This is a genomic window from Mesorhizobium sp. B2-4-17, from assembly GCF_006441275.1.
Lineage (GTDB): Bacteria > Pseudomonadota > Alphaproteobacteria > Rhizobiales > Rhizobiaceae > Mesorhizobium.
Genome location: NZ_VFUX01000004.1, coordinates 164,056 through 186,010, shown reverse-complemented (window position 1 = coordinate 186,010; position 21,955 = coordinate 164,056). Strand labels below are relative to the sequence as shown.

At 60.7% G+C, this 21,955-nt stretch carries 18 protein-coding genes and 1 pseudogene; 4 read left to right on the top strand and 15 right to left on the bottom strand.

Features of this window, described 5'->3' with window-relative positions; translation table 11 throughout:
- Nucleotides 1-6: 6 nt before the first annotated feature.
- Both FJ548_RS05455 and iolG (FJ548_RS05450) read right to left on the bottom strand, forming a co-directional pair.
- Entirely contained in the window at nt 7-1,071 is a 1,065-nt protein-coding gene (locus tag FJ548_RS05455; protein ID WP_140607643.1) for a sugar ABC transporter substrate-binding protein, read from the bottom strand.
- A 379-nt stretch (nt 1,072-1,450) separates the two neighbouring features.
- The gene (gene iolG, locus FJ548_RS05450; RefSeq protein ID WP_210242641.1) at nt 1,451-2,464 is read right to left on the bottom strand and encodes an inositol 2-dehydrogenase; all 1,014 of its coding nucleotides are present in this window, start codon (nt 2,462-2,464) and stop codon (nt 1,451-1,453) included.
- A 148-nt stretch (nt 2,465-2,612) separates the two neighbouring features.
- Here iolG (FJ548_RS05450) and FJ548_RS05445 point away from each other — a divergent pair, with 148 nt between their 5' ends.
- The gene (locus FJ548_RS05445; RefSeq protein ID WP_140777209.1) at nt 2,613-3,431 is read left to right on the top strand and encodes an SDR family oxidoreductase; all 819 of its coding nucleotides are present in this window, start codon (nt 2,613-2,615) and stop codon (nt 3,429-3,431) included.
- 78 nt (nt 3,432-3,509) lie between these two features.
- Here FJ548_RS05445 and FJ548_RS05440 read toward each other — a convergent pair whose 3' ends face one another.
- From FJ548_RS05440 to iolG (FJ548_RS05405), 8 genes are all read right to left on the bottom strand, one after another.
- Nucleotides 3,510-4,673 (bottom strand): substrate-binding domain-containing protein, encoded by a 1,164-nt coding sequence (locus FJ548_RS05440; protein ID WP_140777207.1) that lies wholly within the window; start codon nt 4,671-4,673, stop codon nt 3,510-3,512.
- Nucleotides 4,674-4,905: 232 nt separating this feature from the next.
- Nucleotides 4,906-5,736, bottom strand: coding sequence for a TIM barrel protein (locus FJ548_RS05435; protein ID WP_181168716.1), 831 nt, complete (start codon nt 5,734-5,736; stop codon nt 4,906-4,908).
- 5 nt (nt 5,737-5,741) lie between these two features.
- Nucleotides 5,742-6,929 (bottom strand): Gfo/Idh/MocA family oxidoreductase, encoded by a 1,188-nt coding sequence (locus FJ548_RS05430; RefSeq protein ID WP_140777203.1) that lies wholly within the window; start codon nt 6,927-6,929, stop codon nt 5,742-5,744.
- Nucleotides 6,930-6,998: 69 nt separating this feature from the next.
- Nucleotides 6,999-7,778: an ATP-binding cassette domain-containing protein gene (locus FJ548_RS05425; RefSeq protein WP_140607649.1), complete on the bottom strand. Its 780-nt coding sequence runs from the start codon at nt 7,776-7,778 to the stop codon at nt 6,999-7,001.
- Nucleotides 7,778-8,875: an ABC transporter permease gene (locus tag FJ548_RS05420; protein WP_140691494.1), complete on the bottom strand. Its 1,098-nt coding sequence runs from the start codon at nt 8,873-8,875 to the stop codon at nt 7,778-7,780. Before FJ548_RS05420 ends, FJ548_RS05425 begins: the two co-directional genes overlap by 1 nt.
- A 64-nt stretch (nt 8,876-8,939) precedes the next feature.
- The gene (locus FJ548_RS05415) at nt 8,940-9,881 is read right to left on the bottom strand and encodes a sugar ABC transporter substrate-binding protein (protein WP_140691491.1); all 942 of its coding nucleotides are present in this window, start codon (nt 9,879-9,881) and stop codon (nt 8,940-8,942) included.
- A gap of 64 nt (nt 9,882-9,945) precedes the next feature.
- Nucleotides 9,946-11,067: a phytanoyl-CoA dioxygenase family protein gene (locus tag FJ548_RS05410; RefSeq protein WP_140777201.1), complete on the bottom strand. Its 1,122-nt coding sequence runs from the start codon at nt 11,065-11,067 to the stop codon at nt 9,946-9,948.
- A gap of 187 nt (nt 11,068-11,254) precedes the next feature.
- Nucleotides 11,255-12,265, bottom strand: a complete 1,011-nt coding sequence (gene iolG / locus FJ548_RS05405; RefSeq protein ID WP_210242643.1) for an inositol 2-dehydrogenase — start codon at nt 12,263-12,265, stop codon at nt 11,255-11,257.
- A gap of 295 nt (nt 12,266-12,560) precedes the next feature.
- Between iolG (FJ548_RS05405) and iolE the strand changes: the two genes are divergently transcribed.
- Nucleotides 12,561-13,460, top strand: a complete 900-nt coding sequence (gene iolE, locus FJ548_RS05400; RefSeq protein WP_140777199.1) for a myo-inosose-2 dehydratase — start codon at nt 12,561-12,563, stop codon at nt 13,458-13,460.
- Between the two features lie 333 nt (nt 13,461-13,793).
- On the opposite strand, the gene FJ548_RS05395 is transcribed toward iolE, so the two are convergent.
- From FJ548_RS05395 to FJ548_RS05375, 5 genes are all read right to left on the bottom strand, one after another.
- Nucleotides 13,794-14,930 (bottom strand): Gfo/Idh/MocA family oxidoreductase, encoded by a 1,137-nt coding sequence (locus tag FJ548_RS05395; RefSeq protein WP_140777197.1) that lies wholly within the window; start codon nt 14,928-14,930, stop codon nt 13,794-13,796.
- Nucleotides 14,920-15,885, bottom strand: coding sequence for a hydroxyacid dehydrogenase (locus FJ548_RS05390; protein WP_140777195.1), 966 nt, complete (start codon nt 15,883-15,885; stop codon nt 14,920-14,922). Before FJ548_RS05390 ends, FJ548_RS05395 begins: the two co-directional genes overlap by 11 nt.
- The gene (locus tag FJ548_RS05385; RefSeq protein ID WP_140777194.1) at nt 15,885-16,700 is read right to left on the bottom strand and encodes an aldolase/citrate lyase family protein; all 816 of its coding nucleotides are present in this window, start codon (nt 16,698-16,700) and stop codon (nt 15,885-15,887) included. The genes FJ548_RS05390 and FJ548_RS05385 overlap by 1 nt, the downstream gene beginning before the upstream one ends.
- Nucleotides 16,701-16,710: 10 nt before the next feature.
- Complete coding sequence (locus tag FJ548_RS05380) at nt 16,711-18,147, bottom strand: NAD-dependent succinate-semialdehyde dehydrogenase (RefSeq protein WP_140607656.1); 1,437 nt, start codon at nt 18,145-18,147, stop codon at nt 16,711-16,713.
- A gap of 343 nt (nt 18,148-18,490) precedes the next feature.
- The gene (locus FJ548_RS05375) at nt 18,491-19,528 is read right to left on the bottom strand and encodes a MurR/RpiR family transcriptional regulator (protein WP_246678561.1); all 1,038 of its coding nucleotides are present in this window, start codon (nt 19,526-19,528) and stop codon (nt 18,491-18,493) included.
- Nucleotides 19,529-19,564: 36 nt separating this feature from the next.
- Here FJ548_RS05375 and iolD point away from each other — a divergent pair, with 36 nt between their 5' ends.
- Nucleotides 19,565-21,406: a 3D-(3,5/4)-trihydroxycyclohexane-1,2-dione acylhydrolase (decyclizing) gene (gene iolD / locus FJ548_RS05370; RefSeq protein WP_140777192.1), complete on the top strand. Its 1,842-nt coding sequence runs from the start codon at nt 19,565-19,567 to the stop codon at nt 21,404-21,406.
- Between the two features lie 28 nt (nt 21,407-21,434).
- A pseudogene (locus FJ548_RS30290) lies at nt 21,435-21,878 on the top strand (ATP-binding cassette domain-containing protein); the annotation flags it as partial.
- Nucleotides 21,879-21,955 lie beyond the last annotated feature (77 nt).

The following is a 21,955-nucleotide window of genomic DNA, read 5'->3' as shown; positions in this document are numbered from 1 at the left end:
CTGAACTTATTTGCCGACCTTGTTGGCCCACAGATCAGGGGAGTCCACATTGTCGGTTGTCACCAGCGTCGCTTTGAGCTGGTACTGCGGTCCGACGGGAGTATCGATAACCTGGCCGTCGTCACGCGGTCCGATCTCGATCTTGCCACCCTTGGAGACGAGTTCGATCAGGTCGGCCGTCTTGCTCGCATAGGCGCTCAGGGGCTGCGACACCGTCGCGTCGAGGGCCTTGCCGCGGATCAGCTGCAGTCCTTGAGGCGTTCCATCGATTGCGATGCGGATCACCGAGTTCGGGTCCCCCACCGGAGCGCCCTTGCCGGCGTTGGTGAGCTGGGCGTTCACGGCCGATGCCATGAGTTCGGATGCCATGAAGATACCGCTCAATGAAGGATTCTGGGTGAGGACGTTCTGCGCAGCGTCGGCCGCCATGTCGGCAGTCCATTCGGTCGGGCGCTGTATCAGATTCACCTTGGGCGCGAGCTCGTGCAACGTTTTGGAAAAACCGTCGGAGCGATCGCGGCCGTTGGGGGTGGTCAGGGCGCCCTGCAGCTCGAGCACGATGCAGCTGTTGTCGGTCCAGCACGGCTTTGCCTGCAGGCGCTTGACCATTTCCTTGGCGCCTTGAACACCTGCGTCGACATTGTCCGCGCGCACCGTCGCCGTCACTTTGCCGCCCGCGGGAGCATCATCGATCGAGAAGACGAGGACGTTGGCGTCGTTCGCCTTTTTGACCGCCGGAACGATTCCCGCGGCGTCAATGGGCGCGAAGACCAGGACATTTGCGCCGTTGGCAATCATGTTCTGGAGCGCATCGACTTCGGCGGCGATATCGCCATTCGGATCAGGAGCACCGACCAGGGTGAAACCCTTTGCATCGAAGGCCTTCTTTGAGAGATCCAGCATCAGGGTCTGGAAATCATCCTTGAGAAACTTCGGGGTGAAACCGATCCTCACGTCCGCGGCTTTGTATTCGGCAAGCGCGGTTCCGGCGGTTATTGCAAGGAACAGCGCGCCGAAAGCAACCGTGCTGGCGGCTCTGCGGCGAGAAATGGGGAGAGTTGGAAATTTCATTGAATCCTCCTTTTGTTGCGCGGTCCGACCGCCCGTTGAGCCGGGCTTGACGCCGCTTGGGCCTTCTGTGCTCACCACAGAAAGGTTCGACCTTGCGATGAGACATCGTTCGCGATGTCGTCACCCGCAAATGCAATTGCAGTGCTTGCCTGGCCGCATTAAAAGAGCCCTGCGGAGAAGTCGGCAGTGAGGGCACGCTTTCGCGGTTCTCCTTCGATCGTGATCGCAAGGAAGGCACAGCCAAGATGCCCGGCGCCATTGCGGGACCGGTCTCGGTCATGTCCCGACACAGCGATCCGTGCGAGCCCAGACTTCACCAAACGCCACTCCTCCCACTGCGCGGATCTTTCTTCCTCCTGCGGATCCGCCGCCGAATGCTTTATGCAGCCACCTCGGAGACACGCACCAAGCGTGCCTCTTTCATGGATTTGTAAGCCGCTTCCGCCAGGATGAGCGCACGGCGCCCATCTTCGAAACTCGCCAGCGGAACGGCGCCTTTCTCCACACAGTCCACGAACCCATCGATCTCCGCCATGAAGGCTTCCTGGTAGCGCTCGAGAAAGAAGAACTGATACGGCTGGCTCGCCTCGGCGGCCGTGCTTGTAAAGCGGCGCAATTCGTGAGGTTTGCGGTTGTCGGAAAGAAGCATGCCCGCGCTCCCGATGAGCTCAACGCGCTGATCGTAGCCGTAGACCGCCGTGCGCGAGTTGTTGATGTGGCATTGCTTGCCCGACGCGGTCCTCAGGATGAACATTGCACTGTCGACTTCATCGAGTTCCCTTCCAAGTGCCGGATCGATGAGTGCATTGGCTAGCGCGAAGACCTCGGTCGGCTCTTCGCCGAGCATGAAGCGAGCCAAATCGAAGTCGTGGATCGTCATGTCCCGGAACAGTCCGCCCGCCGCCTCCAGATAGGCTCGCGGCGGCAGCGCCGGATCGCGTGACGTGATAATGACCTGGTGCAATTCGCCTATATCGCCAGCCAGCATCGCCGTTCGCGCTGCGCTATGCCCGGGATCATAACGACGGTTGAAGCCGAGCTGGATCGGGATTTTGGTATCGCCGATGTTGGCGGCGCAAGCCTCGACGCGGGCCAGGCTAAGGTCGATCGGCTTCTCGCACAGAACCGCTTTACCCGCAGCGACGGCCATTTCTATGTAGTCGGCGTGGGTGGGAGTTGCCGTGGCGATCAGAACGGCGTCCACCGTGTCGGACGCGAAAATCTCCTCTGCGCTGGCCGCGGCCTTAACGCCCTGAGCCGCCGCGACCTTTTCGGCCGCCTCTGAATTGACATCAAATACCGCCGCCAACTTGGATCGCGGATGCCGCGCGACATTGGCAGCATGCATCTGACCAATCCGGCCACAGCCGAGCACGGCGATACGCAACATCAATTTCCTCCCCTGCGGCCTGTCATGCAAGCCGGGCACTATTCTTTGCGTGCATTGTGCAAAGCATCTTGCATTTTTGCATGCGTGTCAATACAAATTCCGCATTGATTTCTTCTGCAAATTTCATTGCAGACCTGAGGAGCATTGAAAAATGAACAGAGTCGATAGGAAATTCGCGGTGATCACCGGCGGGACACAGGGATTGGGTGCTGCGATCGCCATGCATTTCGCAGACGCGGGCGCCGCCGGAATTATCACCTGCGGGCGCAACGCCGACAAGGGCGGCGCCGTCGCCGAGGCGATTGAGGCTAAGACAGGCTGCGTCGTTCGCTTCGTCCAAGCCGATCTGGCGAGCGTAGCCGATTGTAGGACGGTGATTGAGGCCGCGGATACGGCCTTTGGGCGCGTCGATGTTCTAGTGAATGCCGCCGGTCTCACAGACCGAGGCGACATCCTCAATACGAGCGAAGAGCTGTTCGACCGGATGTTTGCGATCAATACGCGCGCTCCCTTCTTTTTGATGCAGGAAGCAATTCGCCGGATGGTTCGAGACAACGTCGAAGGGGCGATCGTGAACATTGGCTCGACCTCGGCGCTTGCCGGGCAACCGTTCATCGCGTCCTACTGCGCTTCCAAGGGGGCTCTTGCCACGCTTACCCGCAACACCGCGTTTGCAACGATGCGGAACAAGATCCGCGTCAATCAGCTGAACATCGGCTGGATGGCTTCCGACGGCGAGGACCGCATCCAGCGCGAGTATCACGGCGCGGACGCAAACTGGCTCGAAAAGGCTGCGGCCGAACAACCTTTCGAGCGCCTGCTGGCTCCCACGGAAGTGGCCAAGGCCGTCACATTTTTGGCTTCGGAGGATGCCGGGATGATGACGGGCTCTGTAATCAATTTCGACCAGTCAGTCTGGGGCGCCTACCCCTTCGCCCCTCCGACCCCGGTCTCGAAGCTGGCGATCTAGAGGGACTGACGGGCGACTGAAGCGCGGAACCATTTCAGTCGCCAATGATCCTGCCTCACCGCAGAATGCTTCAGGCAATCAGAAGATAGCGCAATTGAAGCGAGTGAATACCTGACTTTGTGTTATGCGATTGACGGGTTGAACCCCCTGCCGCGCCATCCTTATGCACTCTACCGACAGCGCTATTTCGCGATCGAAGTCATGACCGATCGTCACGTCCATGATGCCCCGCTCGAGCAAGGACCGCGAGTTCGCGTTCAACTCATGGCCGATAAACACGATCGAATGACTAAGACCTTCAGCTTCAAGCGCGCGCCCAACTCCCAGGTTGGCGCCCGAAACATTGTAGATAGCCGCCGGCGGGCCGTTCTTTGCTATGTATCGCCGGACAGCCTCATAGATGACCTCAATGCTCTCGTTGGAACTTACCCTTTCATCGATGGCCAAGGATGAGAATTCTGTTCGCAGGACGTGTCTGAACCCCTGCTCGCGGTCTTGCTGGCAGCGAAATGGCACGCTGCAAACAAATAGGACTTTGCCGGTTGTCCCGCGCGGAAGCATTCGCCCACAAAGCCAGGCTGCCGTAGCCCCCGAGACATATTGGTCCGAACCGACGTAAGCTGCCCTTCCCGACAAGGGAAGATCGGTGGTCAGGCAGATCACCGGGAGGCCCCGTCCCGTGGCTGCCCTCACTGCGTCGTTGACTGCCGGATGCTCTCTGGCGACCAGGATAATGCCATCGGACTTTTCGGCCGCGCTCCTAATCCGGCCCGCGAAGTCCTCAGGTTCGACAGCGTATGAGACATGGGACTCTGTTTCAATTTCGACCGACGGGTTTTGCGCGCTGAAGTTCTTCGCGGCGGCTTCCGCGGCCTCGTTGAACGATCGCCCGGAATCGGCGAGAAGATAAAGACGCAGCGGCTTCGAAATCTCGGGCAACGAAATCCCGCCAACGCCTGAGTGCCTGGCGTCGACCATCGACTTGGACAAATGTTGTTGTAGAATCGATTGGAATTCCCGGTAGCCGGAAAATCCCAAAGCCTGGACGAATCGCACAACACTGGATGCGTTCACGCCGCAGCGGGTCGCGACCTCGGAACTTGATAGAAGGGCAGTCTCTCCAAGGTTCGCGATGAAAAAATTTGCAACGCGCCGTCCGCCCTTGCCCATATTGTCCTGAGCCGAATTCAAAGTAGTCATCAGCTCGCTGGCAGAGTGAGGCTTTGATCGCGAAAACTGCATGGTCGATCCTTTTCGATGACGACCATACTGGAACTTTGCGATTACGCAATATTCCTTGCACAATCGCACGGACTCGTCGATTGTGACCTAGTGGCTATTGCTCGATGAGGTACTGGCAGGTCAAGCGGCCATCGCGCAGGCACTGCTCCGATGCCGCCCTGGTCGGTAGCCTCGGAAGGCAGCAAGCGCGCTGCCATTTAGCAACACGTTCGCTCCCCTTCTGGATATCGCGTTATTCCGACCTTGAACCACCGGCCTCCAAATTGAGGAAATCGAAGCTCTGCTTCAGGCGCCGAGCAATGGCGGGATCGTCGTGAACGCATGGGTCGAAGGGCTCCATCGATACCACGCCGTCATAGCCGTGATCTCGGAGGTCCCGGATCTGTGCGCGGTTGCGCGCCCTGTCGCCGGCAAACACGAAACCACGATCCGGCTCGCGCAGGTCGCAACGGTCCTTGGTCCCGGGCGCGATACCCGAAACATGAACCAAGCCAATGCGGTCATAGTGAATGACCGTGTCCGCCGCGCGCCAGAACTGGAATGTGTCGTGCAGGATGGCAAAGTTTTGCCAACCGTTCACGTCCTCGATTGCATCGACGGCCGCAGTTTGGCTATGAAGAGTGCTGGTCGGCATGCCGAGCGGCTCCACCAGCCCAACGACGTCATGGTCGGAAAGTATGGGGGCCAGGGATTTCAGGCCGCGCCTCAGATTGAGCGCCGCCTCCGCTTCGCTCCAGCCATGGCCTTCCAAAAAGAGTGGGCACAACACCAGGAACGGCGCGCCCAACTCAGCCGTGCTAGTGATCAACTTCTCGGCATGGCTCAAGTCAACAAGCGCATTGAAATCCTCTAGACAATTGACGGAGGCAATCGCCAAACCGCTCTGCTGCACCAAATCCCTGACCTCGCTAAGAGGGCGGTCATCGGCGATCTCGAGCCCTGGCAGATCGTTGCGAAGTTCAACGGCTTCCGCTCCGACCTCGACCGCCAGATCGAGGAACTCAGAGAGTGGTCTATGCGGCAGACACATCCGGTTGAGCCCAAAACGGATCGCGCTTTGCATGTCGATCACTCGTCGTGTTGAAGCTTGATCCATGCGCCGCCGGCCTCATAGCTGTCCGCGCAGCCGTCTATGAAGCGCATACCGGCCAATCCCTCTGCCGCTCCAGCAAGCCGCACGCCTGCAGGGGCCTGACGTCTTGCGCGACGCGCCGCGATCACGAGAGCCGCTTCAGCGTAGAGATTGGCCCAGGCGTCGGTCAGCGCCTCGCCATGGTCTCGGGGCAGATGAACAAGCCGCTCGGCTTCGCCAAGGACGCCATTGCCGACGCCGCGAACGAAGGTCTGCTCCTGCTGCTCCAAAGGCGTAAACTTCAGGTATTCGGGCCGCTCCTGATCCCATTCCACAGCTCCCCCGCTGCCCCAGACGCGAATGCGCAGGCCGCAATATTGCCCAGGCGTAGCGTTGGATAGGTGCATCAACCCCGGGGCGCTGTTGGACAGTCGCAGGTTGATGTGTGCCGTGTCGGGTTGTGGTTTCCTGCCACCACAAATGAACATGTCAGCCCTCACGTCGGAAACATCCAGGCCGGTCATCGTCTTGAGCAGGTGATAGGCATGCGTTCCGATATCGCCAACAATCGAGGACCGCCCGACCTTCGACGGATCCTGACGCCACACAGCCGTATCGACTGGCTGGGCCGCGCAATTCCATTCCTGCAGATATTCGAGGTGGACTTGATTGATGGTCCCCAGAAGACCACTGTCGACAATCGCGCGCGCCTGTCGAACCATGGCGTGGTGCGCGTAGGGATAGGTCATCGTGAGCGACACCCCTGTCTGGCGCTGAAGCGCAACAAGCATCTTGGCATCGGCCATCGTTGTCGTCATCGGCTTGTCGAGAATGACGTCGATTCCCGCCTTGAGGAAACACGCGGCGATCTCGGCGTGGTTCCAGTTTGGCGTGCAGATCGCAACCGCCTCGATGCCGTCGGCGCGCGCGGCTTCTACTTGCGCCATTTGGCGAAAGTCGGAATAGGAGCGTTGCGGTGGGATCATCCAGTCGCGGGCGGAAGCCACAGCGTTGTCGGGTCGCGAAGACAAGGCGCCGGCGACGACATCCCAGTGGTTTGACAAACGCGCTCCGGCGAAATGCCAATCTCCTACAAGGCCACCCCGACCGCCTCCCACAAAGCCAAGGCGCTGACGCCGCGCAAGCGGCGGGGTTCGCAGACAACTTTTGTCGGTGAAGCTCATGCTAGTCCCTTCGCTCTGCTGGCGAGATCGAGACGCGGTACCCAAGCTGCGAGTGAAATGTTTGCGCTGTCAGATCGTACCGCCGAGTGAGGCTTCGAGCGCCGCCAGCTCCCCGCCGCCAGCCATCATCTCCTGGAGTTCCTCCGCACGGACCTTTCCGCGCTCGGCCGTTCCCAAGGTCTGTCCTCTATTCAAAACGGTAAACCTGTCACCCACGGCCAAGGCATGGCGAACGTTGTGTGTAATGAAGACAACACCGATGCCGTGCTTGCGCACCCGATCGACGGTGGAAAGCACGTTGGCCGTCTGCCGGACGCCAAGAGCCGATGTCGGCTCGTCCAGAATAAGGATCTTGGCTCCGAAATAGACGGCACGCGCGATTGCCACAGTCTGACGCTCGCCGCCCGACAACGTGCCGACCGCCTGATCCGGACCGCGTAGGTTGATGCCCATCTTACGCATCTCCTGCAGGGTGACCGTATTTGCCTTTTCGAAATCCATATTGCGAAATGGCCATATGCCTCGTTGAGGTTCGCGGCCCATCCAGAAATTGCGGGTGACGCTCATCAACGGGATCATCGCCAAGTCTTGGTAGACGGTTGCGATGCCAGCGCCCATCGCATCACGGGGCGTGGCAAAACCGACCATCTGCCCGGCGACGCGAATTTCACCCCCGCTTGGTTTGAACACGCCCGACATGATCTTGATGAAAGTCGATTTTCCGGCGCCGTTGTCGCCGAGAAGGCAATGGCATTCGCCTGGCCTGACGTCGAAGGAAACGCCGTTCAGCGCGATGACGGAACCGAAGTGCTTCTTAATGTCGATCATCTCGACGATAGGGGCGGTCATTATCGCTCTCCTGTAATCGCACGACGGATGTAGGTGTTCATGATCACGGCCACGAGCAGTATGCCGCCCAGGAACACGCGGAAGAGAGAACTCTCGGCATTGGCGAAGAACAGCCCCTGCTGAACCACGCCAAAGATGATCGCGCCCAGAGCAGCGCCGATGATCGAGCCATACCCACCGGTTAGCAATGCACCTCCGATAACGACGCAGATGATCGCCTCGAATTCCTTCAAGAGGCCGCGGTCGGCTGAGGCGGAGTTGAATTCAAGCACCTGCGACGTGGCAAAAAGGCACGCGCAGAAAGCGGAGAAGACGAACATCAGCAGCTTAACGCGATTGGCTGGCACGCCCATGTTGCGTGCCGCCTGCTGGTCGCCGCCCGCGGCGAAAACCCAATTGCCAAAACGCGTTCGCGTCAACAACCATTGCGCAAAGATAACCAATGCGATCGCCCAAATGATTAACATAGGTATTCCATCGACAACGGGCTGGCCCGCCCTGTTGCCGGCCGTGAAGGTTCTCAGCCAGCCCACATGGCCGAGCCAGACGAAAAAACCCGAGAGGATCTTTCCGCTGAAAAGGGGGGCGAGCCAATCGTTCTGCGTGTAGGGCTCAAGCCCCGCTATAGTTGTTTTGCGCGTGTAAAAAACGGTAGTGGCGATCGTCATTCCGCGCAGGATGTAGAGAAAAGCCAGCGTGACAATGAAGGAGGGCAACCCAGTCCTGATGACCAGCAAGCCATTCACCGCGCCGAGCGCCATCGACAACGCGAAGGTTATCAGAATGGCAGCCCAGCAGGGTACGCCGCCGACCGTCATCAGCAGCGCCAGTATCATTCCGGAGAAGCCGATCATCGAGCCGACGGAAAGATCGAATTCGCCTGCGATCATGAGCATGCAGGCGCCAACGGCAATGATCATGAACTGCGCCGAAACGATCGACCAGTTCAAGATACCCTCCGGCGCGAACATGCCGCTGCCGCCCGCAATGACGAGAAAGAAACCGAGGACAAGGATTGTCCCCACCATCGCTCCAAGTTCAGGCCGGATGAGAGCCTGACGAAGTGGCGACACATTCTTGATTCGTTCGTCGGTCATGTCTGCCTTCCCATTTGATGATCCAAGGAGAGCGAGGGCGCTCACACGCCCTCGCTGACCGTGCTCAGCGATATTCGCCGGCGAGTTTCTCGACCTTCTCCACATTGTCCTTGGTCACGAAGGACGGTCCCGACTTCACCGAGTTGGCAGGCGAGATGCCGTATCGGATGAAGTTCGTCAGGACGAAGACGGGAACGGCTCCTTGGAGGTAAGGCTGCTGGTCGATGGCGTAGTTGATGGTGCCGTCTTTGATGCCGGCAGTGATTTCGGGCGACAGGTCGAATGTACCGAAGTTGATCTTGCCGGCGATGCCCATCTCCTTCACCGCCTCGACCGTGGGAGCCGCCGAGTTGGGACCCAAGGTGATAATTGCGCCGGTGTCCGCGTGCTTGGTCAGGTATGCCATTACCTTGCCCTTCACCTCGCCGGGATCAATGCCCGAGTCTATCATCTGATCACCCAGCGCGACGCCCATGCCATCGGCAAACCCTTGGCAGCGCTCGACTGAAGATGGGTTCTGGATATAGTGGTTGACGCAAAGGAATGTCTTGGCGCCGGTTGCCTTCGCACGCTCGCCGGCGGCATGCCCGGCATCGTATTCCGCCTGCCCCACATGCATCAGAGCGCCGAGTTCCTTTGACTGCTCGGGCGTACCGGAGTTCGCGGTGACAACTGGGATGCCGGCCGAGATCGCCGCCTCAAGCGGCGCCTTGAGCGTCTGGTAGTCGGCCAACGCAACGATCATGCCGTCGACATGCGCGGCGGTCGCCTGCTGGATGAGGCGAACCATATCCGCAAGGTCACCCGTCGGAGGGTTCTGGTACGTGGTCTGCACCCCCATTTCGTCGCCGGTCTCCTTCAGCGCATTCTTGATCACATTCCACCAGGTGTCGCTGTCGGGCGCGAAGCTGATGAAGACGATTTTCTCGCCTTTCGCATAGGCCATTGAGATCGCCGACGTGGCGATCATCGCGCCAAGCATGATTGATTTCAGGATCTTCTTCACTTTGCTATCCTCCCTTAGGGGCGCTTCCAGTTTGCAACCGCCGGAAGCAGGCGCGGTATGCCGGTCAGGCGCGGCGTCTTTGCGCTTGTTGGTCAGCCGCAGCTTCAAAACGCGGGTAGTCCCATCCCTCGGCGATGGTCCGTGCGAGCAGCGCCTTCTGGCTTTCGGGCGCCAGGCCGCCGACCGGGGGAGTGGCGTCGAGATTGGTGGGAAAAGGGTAGGCATCCGCGGTTGCCGCGATAACCCCCGCCCTTTCCTGCGCCGAGAGACTGCCAAGATATGGGAAAATAGCCTTCACCATCGCTAGGCGGTCGATGTTCTCCATATGCTTGGCGAACGCCGAGGCAACCTGCAGCAGGTTCACCATTCGAACGAAATCGGTCGTTTTGTTCTCGCCCGCGGCGTGGAACAGCGCCGGGCTGAAGAAGATCGCATCGCCCTTGGCCATCGGGAGCTGGACGCAGTTCGCTTCGAAATAGTCGCGGAATTCTGGAAGCTGTGCAGCGACATAGCCCTGAGGATACTTTTGCGAGTGGGGAAGCAGCTTTGTGGTGCCGCTCGCAGCAGGCATGTCGACATGAGCTACCCCGCCTTGGAGGATCAGCGTTGGTCCCATGAGGTGAACGTGCGGCGGGTAAAGTGCCATCTGGTCAGGCGTCATAAAGCCCAGATGATAGTCACGGTGCGGGGCCTGCGCCTTGCCACCCGGACGCACCTGATTAACCTGCGTTGCCAGCTGGTAATCCGGACCCAGCCAGGCACGACAGGCCAGATCGACAATTGGGTTGCCCATGTATCGCACGTAGACTTCAGGAGCGCGCAGGCACAGCTTTTGCAGGCTGTTCCAGATGCGGTCGTTGGCCCCGGCCTTCGCGAAGTGGTCGCCGCCCGAGATACCGGCAGCTCGTTCATCCGCGATAATCTCCCGAAAGATCTCGGTCGCCGCATCGACGGCGGAAAGGTCCCTGAACGCACTGCGGACGACGAAAACACCAGGCCCCTTTCCAATTACATCGGCCCATTCCCGCTTGATGCCCTCGTCCACCTCGCGGCCGTCGTAGATCGGGATGTTGGATGTGATTTCGGCCGCTCGAGGATAGTCGGCTGTGGCCACCTCTACCTGGGATCGAAAGTCATCCAGCTGTATCGCGCCAAGGAATTCATCGGATCCATTCATCACAAACATCCCTAATCACTCCTGTTGTGGACCCCTGTGACGTCCAACTGCGCAACCGACAGGCACACAGGCGCCTAGTAGTCGGGGGCGAAGACCTTTTCGCGCTCTCGATGGCGCGAACGTTTTTCTGCGGTGAGCCGCAGCCCAGACCTCGCGTGACCCCGCATCACCCGATCGGCCAGTTCGCCTGTACTCGTCAGCCGATCTCTTTGACCGCAACGACCCGGTGTTCGGTCACGGATTTTACCGCGGCCTCGGCCAGGACGAGCGCGAGCCTCCCATCCTCGAACCCGACCTCGACAGGCTTTTTGGCCTCGATGGAATTTACAAAGGCGCTGATCTCGACATTGAACGCTTCGGAATAGCGCTCGATGAAGAAATTCAGCAGCGGCGCGGAGACGTTCGTCGCGTCGCGGACATGCTTGGTGACATGGTTGTTGCGACGATTTTCCGAAATTAGCATGCCCTTGTTGCCAAGTAGTTCGACCCGCTGGTCGTATCCGTAGGCTGCCTGTCGCGAGTTCGTGATTATTGCCTGCTTGCCTGAAGCAGTGGATAGGACAGCCGCGATGGTGTCGTAGTCGTTGCAGCGTTCCATCAGCGGAGGGTCCACCAGTCGCGATCCACTGGCCGAGACCGCAACCACCTCCTCGCCCAGGAGGTAGCGGGCGAGGTCGAAGTCGTGGATGGTCATGTCGCGGAAGATGCCGCCGGAGACTTCGATGTAAGCGGAAGATGCCATGCCGGGGTCGCGCGAGGTGATGATCACCTGGTGCAGGTCGCCGATCTCGCCAGCCAGCATCGCCTCGCGCGCGGCCCGGTGACCGGGGTCGAAGCGACGCACGAAGCCCAGCATGATCGGCACATCGCTAGCGCCAATGCGGCGCTTGCAGAGTTCGACCCGCTTCAAATCCAGATCTATCGGCTTTTCGCAGAGGATTGGCTTTCCGGCCCTGACCGCGGCTTCGATCAGATCTGAGTGGGTGCTGGTAGAAGTAGCGATCAGCACGGCATCGACGTCGTCCGCTGCAAACACGGCGTCGGAAGACTGAAATACCGGCACGCCGTACCTGGCGCCGCAGGCGGAGGCCGCGTCTAGGTTCACATCGTAGACGCCGGCCAGTCTTGCTCCTGAATGCGCCGCAACGTTTGCGGCATGCATCACTCCAATTCGGCCACAGCCGAGCACAGCGATTCGTTGCAACAATTCCTCCCAGAAATCGATCGCAACAAATTTCGTTGCAAAAGCCTGCAATGTTTGTTGCGCTCCAGCCAAATTGTCAATAGGAATTGTCGTTGCCAACAGGAGAAAGCGCCGGAGGGAGAATTGGCGACGTACGGGGGCAAGACCCGTTCACCTGCTGATACGATGCTCAAGGCCCTGTGCGATTGCAGGGGAGCAGCACGTATATGATGCGCCATGATAGTCCAGAATGGACAGCCGGCCTCTCGCTCATTTCGGCAAACACTGAATGCTCGTCCAACGTGCTCGGGAGTTGTAGATGAAAGCAAGGCTCGGAATCGCGCCCATCGCCTGGTGGAACGACGATCTGGAAGAATTATCCGACGATGTCAGTCTCGATGAATGCCTGAGGCAAGCGTCTGTGGCAGGCTTCACTGGCATGGAGACCGGCAGACGGTTCCCGCTCGACCCCGCTGAGCTCGGTCCGATCCTGGATAAGTTTGGCATCTCGATATGCGGGGGCTGGTTTTCCGGGGCACTTCTCGACGGCGATATTGAGCGCGAGAAAGACCGGATCGCGCCGCAGATGGAGCTGTTCAAGGTTATGAACGCTCCTTGCATCGTCTATGGCGAGGTGGCGCGCTCTATCCAGGGCGACCGCGCCAAACCGTTGGCAACCAAGCCAAAGCTGAGCGAGGAGGACATTCGGACATACGGCGCGAAAATGACCGACTTTGCCGAATGGTGCGCCGAACAAGGAATGCCTATCGCCTACCACCACCACATGGCCGCCGCGATCGAGACCGAGGCGGAAGTCGATCTCCTGATGAAGCACTCAGGCGAGGCCCTGCCGCTGTTGTTTGACGCTGGGCACATGGCTTTCGCCGGTGGCGACGTCTTGGGCGTCATCGACAGGCACAGCGCGCGCATCTCCCATGTACACACCAAGGATGTCAGGTTCGACGTGATTAAGGCGATTGATCGCGACAGGGAAAGCTTCCTCGACGCCGTCGTCAAAGGCGCCTTCACGGTGCCTGGCGACGGCGACCTCGACTTCGGGGCGATCGTTAAGCGCTTGGCGCGATATGGCTATGAAGGATGGTTCGTGGTCGAAGCCGAGCAGGATCCAAAGGTTTCTCCCCCAATAGCGATGGCGATCAAGGGACATGCTGAACTGATGAGGGTCATGGCCGCCGCCGGATATGAGGTCGTGCAATGAACCGTGTGGATGGAAGGTCTGCGTCGTAGCCGGAGCACTCTCCGGCCTGGGAGCCGCGGGGTCGCTCTCCGCCTGCCCGAAGCGGGTGCATACGGCCTCGCCAGCCTCCGAATACGTGCACGGCGCGAGTTTTGCCGGTCGATGGCGGCTGGCTAGCGCGTCAGCCTGCAATAGTGCCGAGGCGGTCGTCCAAACGCGGCTTATAGCGCGCCGTTACCTTGGGCGAACCCAAGAGTTTAGTTGCTCGCTAAAGCATGCCTCCCGAAAGTGTGCAGCGGTTTCGGGAGGCATGCTTTAAATCAAAGACCTGAAGCAGGTTGCGTGAATCCTCTTTCACGCGACATGTTTTAGGGTGGAGACCCAGCGAGTCTCAACCGCCGACGTGTGAACGGCCTCAACGAGTTCCTGAACGCGCTGCCCGGACTTGAAGCCGAACGGCTCGGAGCGCTGGCCCGCGATGGCCTCAAGAAACAGCGCTATCTCGATCGCCTTGAGATCGTTGAAGCCAAGTTGATGGCCTGGGGCGACGCAGAACAGTCCGTAGGGCGGATGATCAGGCCCTGCTTCAATCCGACGGAAACCACGGACACGGCCGGCATCCGCCGCGACGTAGAAATGAAGCTCGTTGAAGCGCTCTTGGCTGAACGTCAACGCGCCCTTGGAACCGTAGATCTCGAAGTCATGCTGCATCTTGCGGCCGGTCGCCACCCAACTCGCCTCGATGCTGCCCGTGGCGCCGTTGGCGAAGCGCAAGAATGCGCGGCCGATGTCGTCGACCTCGACGGCGGTACGGCCGCCCTTGGCGTCCGGGCGACTGTTGATGACGGTGACCTCGTCGCCAAGAACGCGTTCGATAGGGCCGATCAGGAACTCGGCGGTCGCCAAGGCATGACTGCCGAGATCGGCCAGCGCACCGCCACCTACCGGGTCGAGGCGGAAGGTGAAGGGACCGTCCGCGTCGCCCATGTAGTCTTCGGCGTGAATCCCGCGATAGCTACGGATTTCGCCAAGCTCGCCGGATGCGATGAGTTCACGGGCCAGCGCCATCATCGGATTGCATAGATAGTTGAACCCGACCTGTGTGCTTACGCCGGCAGACACGGCAGCGTTTGCCATCTCGGCGGCCTCTGCTGCGCGCGGTGCAAGCGGCTTCTCGCAATAGACATGCTTGCCGGCGGCGATCGCGGCCAGCGCCATCTCGTGGTGGAACGCGTTTGGCGCGGTGATGTCGACAAGATCGATATCCGGATCACCGACAAGTCGGCGCCAATCGCCGGTAGCGTTCTTGAAGCCGAGCGCACGCGCAGCTGCGCAGGCAAGTTCTTCGGTGCGGTCCGCGACGGTATGAAGCTCGAGCTCGAAGGGCAGATCGAAAACACGTTCCGCCGCGGCGAACCCGAACGAATGGGTCTTGCCCATGAAGCCGGTCCCGATCAGCCCGACCCGCAGCTTGGGTTTCTCATTTCCCATTGATTTCTGATCCATTGACGACGAGCGTAGGGTCGATCTTGCCTTCGAAGAAATCGAGGACGTTCCTGACCGAGGACACCGCCATGCGTTCCCCGCATTCGGCGGTGAGACCGGCGATGTGCGGCGTCAGGATCACCTGATTCATAGCCAGCAGCGGATTATCCGGGTCAGGGGGCTCGTGGTCGAAGACATCTAGTCCCGCGGCTGCCACCGCGCCACCGCGCAGCGCCTCGATCAGGGCGGACTCGTCGACCACGCCGCCGCGTGCGGTGTTGATCAGTATGACGCCGCGTTTCATGAGCCCGAATTCACGAGCGCCGATCAGCGGCCTCTCACCCTTGGGCGCGTGCACGGAAATCGCGTCGGCACGACCGACCGCCGCGTCGAGGTCGCCGGCCGACCTTACCTGGCCATCCGGCCAGCCAACCTTTTCAAGAAACGGATCGTAGGCTTCGACCTCCATGGAAAAGCCAGCGGCCATACGGGCCAGATGCCGGCCAATCCGGCCGTAACCCATGATGAGCAGCCGCTTGCCCGCTAGTTCCGACGCCTCGAGCTTGTTGCGCCAGTTCCAGCCTTTTTCGCGAACGGCCCGATCGGCGCGCAGCGTGCGCTTGGCGGCTGCCAGCAGCAGCATGATGGCGTGCTCGGCCACGGAGACGGAATTGACATCGCCGACGACGGCCAGCGCGATACCACGCTTGTTGAGCGCCGGCAGGTCGACCGAGTCGTAGCCGACCCCATGCCGCGAGACGATGCGGAGGTTGCGTGCATTGTCGATAGTCGGAGCCGACAGCGGCTGGGTGCGAATGACCAGCCCATCGGCCTTGCCGATCAGCGAGGCATAGCTTGGTTCGGAAACCTCCTCGACATAGTCGTAAGTTACACCCGGAGCCCGATCGAGCAGGGCGACGCCGCTAGGATGCAGTTTGCCTGCGACAAGCACGTGCGGCATCAGTAGCCTCCCCTGGCGTCGGCACTCTTGGCGGGCGCTGCTGCCGTTAGCGCTCGGAACCGCCTCACGGCGGCGTCGGCTGCGCCGGCGAGCAGGCGCACGTCGTTGGAGACGGTGGTCATGTCGAAGCCCCACCCCACGGCGCGGCCGGCATATTCCGGAGTGCCGCAATGCAGCGCGGCGCGAATGCCATGATTGCGGCATGCCCGCACAATCGTTTGCAACGCCTCGATCATTTCCGGCTCTTCGCGGTCGAAGGCGGGAGGCAGGCGACCGCCGTGCAGGCTGAAGGTCAGGTCGGCCGGCCCGACATAGATGCCGTCGAGCCCTGGCGTGGCCGCGATCGCATCGAGATTAGCCATCGCGTCGGCGGTCTCGACCATCGCGAAGGCGAGGATTTCGCCATTGGCTTCCGCCGCATAGTTGGCGCCGACCGCGAAATTGGCGCGGGTTGGCCCGAAGGAGCGCTGACCCACCGGCGGATAGCGCACACAGGAGACAAATCGTGCGGCTTCCTCCGCGGTGTTGATCATCGGGCAGATGATCCCGTAGGCGCCGGCGTCCAGTGCCTTCATGATGATGCCCGGCTCGAGCCAGGGGACACGCACCAGCGGGGTGACGCCCGAGGCGCGCATGGCCTGCAGCATGGACAGCATGGCGTTGTAGTCGAGCGCGCCGTGCTGCAGGTCGATGCCGATGCTGTCATAGCCCTGCGCGGCCATGATCTCGGCGGTGAACGAATTGCCTATCGAGAGCCAGCCATTGATGGTCGGACGGCCATCGGCCCAGAGCTTCCTGAGGATGTTGGGGATCATGGCGGCAGCCCTAGAACACGACTTGGGCAAGCTTGGTGTCGAGGTAGTCCCTGATCGACTCGATACCCCCTTCCCTGCCCATGCCCGAAAAATTGGTGCCGCCGAAGGGCGCCTCCGAGGCTGCAAGAGCGAAGCTGTTGACGCCGACCATTCCAGCCTTCAGTTCGGCAACCGCCCGGCGTGCACGCTTCGGGCTTTGTGTGAACGCGTAGGCCGAAAGCCCCATGTCGGAGGTGTTGGCGCGTTGCAGCGCCTCGTCGTCGCTGGAGAACGAGCTGATCGCCGCCACCGGCCCAAAATTCTCCTCGGCGAAGACCGCCATGTCGTCGCTGACATTGGTCAGCACCGTGGGCTCGAAGAAATGCCCGGCATTGAAGGCCGCCGCACGGCGGCCGCCGGCGGCGACCGTGGCACCTTGCCGTTCGGCCTCCGCGACCACGGCCTCGATGTCTGAGAGCCGCTTGCGGTTGATCAGCGGCCCCATCTGCACCGAGGGGTCGAGACCATCGCCAAGCTTTAGCGACTTCGCCCGGGAGACGAAGCCCTCGACGAATTTGTCATGCAGGCTTTCATGGATGAAGAAGCGGTCGGGCGTAACGCAGACCTGGCCGGCGTTGGCATATTTGGTCGGCACCGCCACACCGAGCGCGGTCTCGATATCGGCATCATCGAAGACGATCAGCGGCGCGTTGCCGCCCAGTTCCATCGAGACCTTTTTGACCGTATCGGCGGCATCGCGGATCATCTGCTGACCGACCCGCGTTGAGCCGGTCAGGGACACTTTCCGGACTACTTTCGACGCCATGATCGGCGTGTAGGTGGCTTCCGTGGGGCCGACCAGCAGGCTGACCGCGCCCGCAGGCAACAGGCCCGCTCGCATGCAGTCAATCATGACCATGGCCGTGCCCGGGGTCTGGCTCGAGGGGCGCACCACGATCGAACAGCCGGCGGCCAGCGCTGGCGCGACCTTGCGGGCCACCAGTGCTGCGGGGAAATTCCAGGCCGTGAAGGCCGCGGCGACGCCGACAGGCTCATGCAGGACCTCGAAACGCCCGCCCGGGACACGGCTCTCGATGACACGTCCGTAGATGCGACGCGCCTCCTCGGCATGCCAGCGGAATTGATCGACCGCGAGAGCCCATTCCCGCTCCGACTGCGCCAGCGGCTTGCCGGTCTCGCTGGAGATCATCCGTGCCCCTTCGTCCTTGCGGCGCAGCATTTCGTCGGCTATCCGATGCAGGGCGTCGGCCCGCTCGAAGGCGGACTTGGCTCTCCAGGAACGAAATCCGCGATCAGCGCTCTCAAGCGCGGCGCGCGTGTCCTCCCCACTCGCGTTCGGTACCTCGCCAAGCGCCCGTTCGGTGACCGGACTGAGGACCGGCGTGAAGCCTCCCCCGCCCGTTGAGTGCCAGGCTCCGTCGATGAAAAGTCCGTAGTCGCTATACATCTGAGCACCCCGAATGCAGCACGAGACACGCCACGCGGCAGCGCAACGGTCACAAGATTCCGGCATGGTGGGATGAGCGTTCCGCTCCCTGCGGAGCAACCTCCGGCTGCGCTGATCCTCGGCATGGCCGATGGATCGCGAGCCCTGCGCAGGCTGGCGCAATCCTCCCTAAAACCGTATTGCAACAATCATTGCAACATCTATTGGTTTGTCAATAGACATTTCATGGTAGATCGCAACCAGTCGATTTTCGCTTCAATACGGAGCAGCACAAGGCTGCGCCGCTCCTCCCCCCTTCATCGCCACCCTCGGCATGATGCTCACCGCCCGCGGCACAGAAGAGCTATTGCCCTGTGACTGTCGGGATCCGCGGGTCAACGCCATTGTTCTGCAAGCGCGCTGCCAGCGCTACTGTTAGCGCCTGCGCAAGACACATCGGGGCCGCAAGCGATCTTGAGAACGTGTATTCGTGCTCGGGCACCGCAAAAAGCACGCGTGCGCTCTTGGTCAGCGGCGACAAGGTGCTGTCCGAAATCGCCACGATGGGGACGCCCCTGCTGGCAACCTCTTCCACGACATTCACGACCTCGTTTGCATAGAACCGGAACGATACCGCGAAAAGCACATCCTGTGGGCGGATCACGCGAGCCATATGCGTGGCGAGCCCGCCGCCAGGGTCCAGCAACGTGCATCGCTTGCCCAGCATCGTCAGTATGTAACGCAGGAGTTCGACCACTGGCGCCGAGCGCAATTGCCCGATCAGATAGATGACGTCGGCCTTCTCGAGCAGGTTGACGGCTTCGGCCAAGTCTGCCGGCGGGATAGCTGTGAGCATCTCCTGCAGCGAGGCGATATCACGAACGACCAGATCGTGCATCAGGCCGAACTCGCTGCGGTCGGTTCGCGCCCCCAGTTCCGTCTCCAGCGCCTTGACGCGCGCTTCAAAGCCAGGCGCCGCGGTGGACAATCGCTTCTGGAAAAGGGTCTGAAGATCCTTGAACCCCTCATAGCCTAGTGCCTGGGCAAAGCGCACGAAGCTCGATGCGTGAACACCGCTGCTTTCCCCGATCGCGTTCACGGATCGCACCGCAACATCATTTGGGTTCTGCGTGAGATATACGGCTATCTTCTGGTATGACTTGCTCATCTGCTCATACCGATCGTGGATCACGCGGATGAGTTCCTCGTAGTCCTTTGGGGCTTTCACTTTCTCATCCACGGCCAACATCCTTGCAATTTTTGTTGCATGATGGCTTCTTTGCACTTGGTTTACCAGCGGAGAATTCCGGCTCGAAAACCGGTGATCCGGATTTGTCGTTGCATTCTTCTGCAATGCCACTTGCAAAAAAGTCAGTTCCGCAATAGGAATTGAATTCATCATTCGGCATGATGTTGCCGCGATGCCCGGAGGAATCAAATGTCAGTGGTCCGTCTGACCATGGCGCAAGCCCTGGTCCGCTATCTTTGCAATCAGTTCACGATCGTCGACGGAGAGCGGGTACCGCTTTTTCCGGGCGTCTTCGCCATCTTCGGGCACGGCAATGTGACCTGCCTGTCGGAAGCGCTGGAAGCGGTCCAGGATAGGTTGCCAACGTGGCGCGGGCAAAACGAGCAGTCGATGGCACTCGCGGCAATCGGTTTCGCCAAAGCCAAGCGCCGCCGCCAGATTATGGTGGCCGCAACCTCGATCGGCCCCGGCGCCCTCAACATGGTCACCGCCGCCGGGGTGGCCCACTCGAACCGTCTGCCGGTGCTGCTGCTCTCCGGCGATACTTTCATCAATCGACGCCCCGACCCGGTCATGCAGCAGGTCGAGCACTTCGGCAATCCGACCATCAACGTCAATGACGCCTTCAAGCCGGTAACCCGTTATTGGGACCGCATCGTTCATCCCGAAGGCATAATCTCCTCCCTCCCCCAGGCAGTCGCCACCATGCTCGATCCGGCTGATTGCGGCCCGGCATTCATCGCACTGCCGCAGGATGTCCAGGAGATGGCTTGGGACTACCCAGAGGAATTCTTCGCCGAGACGGTGCACGCGATCCCGCGGCCACGGCCTGATGCCGACCGGCTTGCAGAAGCGGTGAAACTGCTGAAGGCTGCCAAGCGCCCGCTTATCATTTCTGGTGGCGGCACACGCTACTCAGGCGCCGAGCAGGTGCTGGCCGACCTTGCCCTCATCCACGGCATTCCGTTGTGTGAGACGATCGCCGGCAAAAGCACGGTCAGCCACAATCATCCGGCCTATGTCGGCCCGATCGGCATCGTTGGCTCGACTTCGGCCAACGCGCTTGCCGCGTCAGCGGATGTGATCGTTGCCGTCGGCACGCGCTTGATGGATTTCACCACCGGCTCCTGGAGCGCTTTCGCGCAGGACGCCAAGTTCATTTCCATCAACGCGGCCCGTTGGGACGCGACCAAGCATCGAGCTCTGGCGGTGGTGGGCGACGCCCTGGCCTCGCTCAACGAGATGGGAGCGGCGCTGGAGGAGTGGCAGGCGCCAAAGGAATGGACCGAGAAGGGCCGTGTCGAGTTCGCCAAGTGGAACAAAGCGCTGGATGGGTACCAGCAGCCGACCAATCAGCCCGTTCCCACCTACGCCCAAGTCATCGGCATCGTGAATGCGCGCGCAGGCGAGCGTGACCTGGTCATCACGGCTGCGGGCGGACTGCCGGGTGAGGTCATGAAGAACTGGCGCGTCAAGGCTCCCAATACGTTCGACTGCGAATTCGGCTTCTCATGCATGGGCTACGAGATTGCCGCCGGCTGGGGTGCCGCCATGGCCGACCCGACGAGAACGCCGATCGTGATGATCGGCGATGGCACCTACATGATGATGAACTCGGACATTTATTCCACGGTCCTGTCGGGCCATAAGATGGTGGTGATCGTCTGCGATAACGGCGGCTACGCCGTCATCAATCGTCTCCAGAATGCCAAGGGCGCTGCCTCCTTCAACAACCTGATCAAGGATTGCCGCGTGAAGGAGCCGTTCAGCGTCGATTTTGTGAAGCACGCCGAATCGATGGGCGCGCTCACTCGGCGCGTCGACAGTCTGGCGGACCTCGCGCAAGCCGTCGATTGGGCCCTCGGAACGGACCGGACAACGGTCATCACGCTGGTGTCCGATGGTTTCACCTGGACGCCTGGTGATGCCTGGTGGGATGTGGGTGTGCCCGAGGTTAGCGCCAGGCCGCAGGTGCAGGAAGCGCATATGGAACAGGCTCAAGCTCGCAGGAAGCAGCGCGTAGGCGTCTGACTTCATCACAATCCGAAGGTCAAATCTCATGACGGCGTTTGTCGAGTTGCGCGACGTCGCGAAGACGTATGGGCTGAATCCTGTTCTCGAGGATCTCACCTTGTCGGTCGATCGTGGGGAAATTCTTGCCCTCGTGGGCGAGAATGGCGCCGGGAAATCTACCTTGATGCGCATCGTTGGCGGCTATGTGCCGCCAACGGCCGGCACGGCCTTGATCTGCGGACGTCCCCTCCCTGCGACCGTTCAAAGTGCCGAGGATGCTGGGATCGTCCTTATCCACCAAGAGTTCTGCCTCGCGCCGGACCTGACCGTCGGCGAGAATATTTTCATCGGCCGCGAACCTCGTCGCCACCTTCTCGTCGACTATCCGAAAATACACAGAGATTCCCGCCTGCTTCTGGACGCATTGGGCTCGTCAGCCGATCCCCGCGCCAAGCTTTCCGGCCTGCCCAACACCGAATGGCAGATGGTGGAAGTGGCAAAGGCATTCGCGAGGAACCCGAAACTTCTGCTCATGGATGAACCGACCGCCGTGCTGGGCGCTCGCGA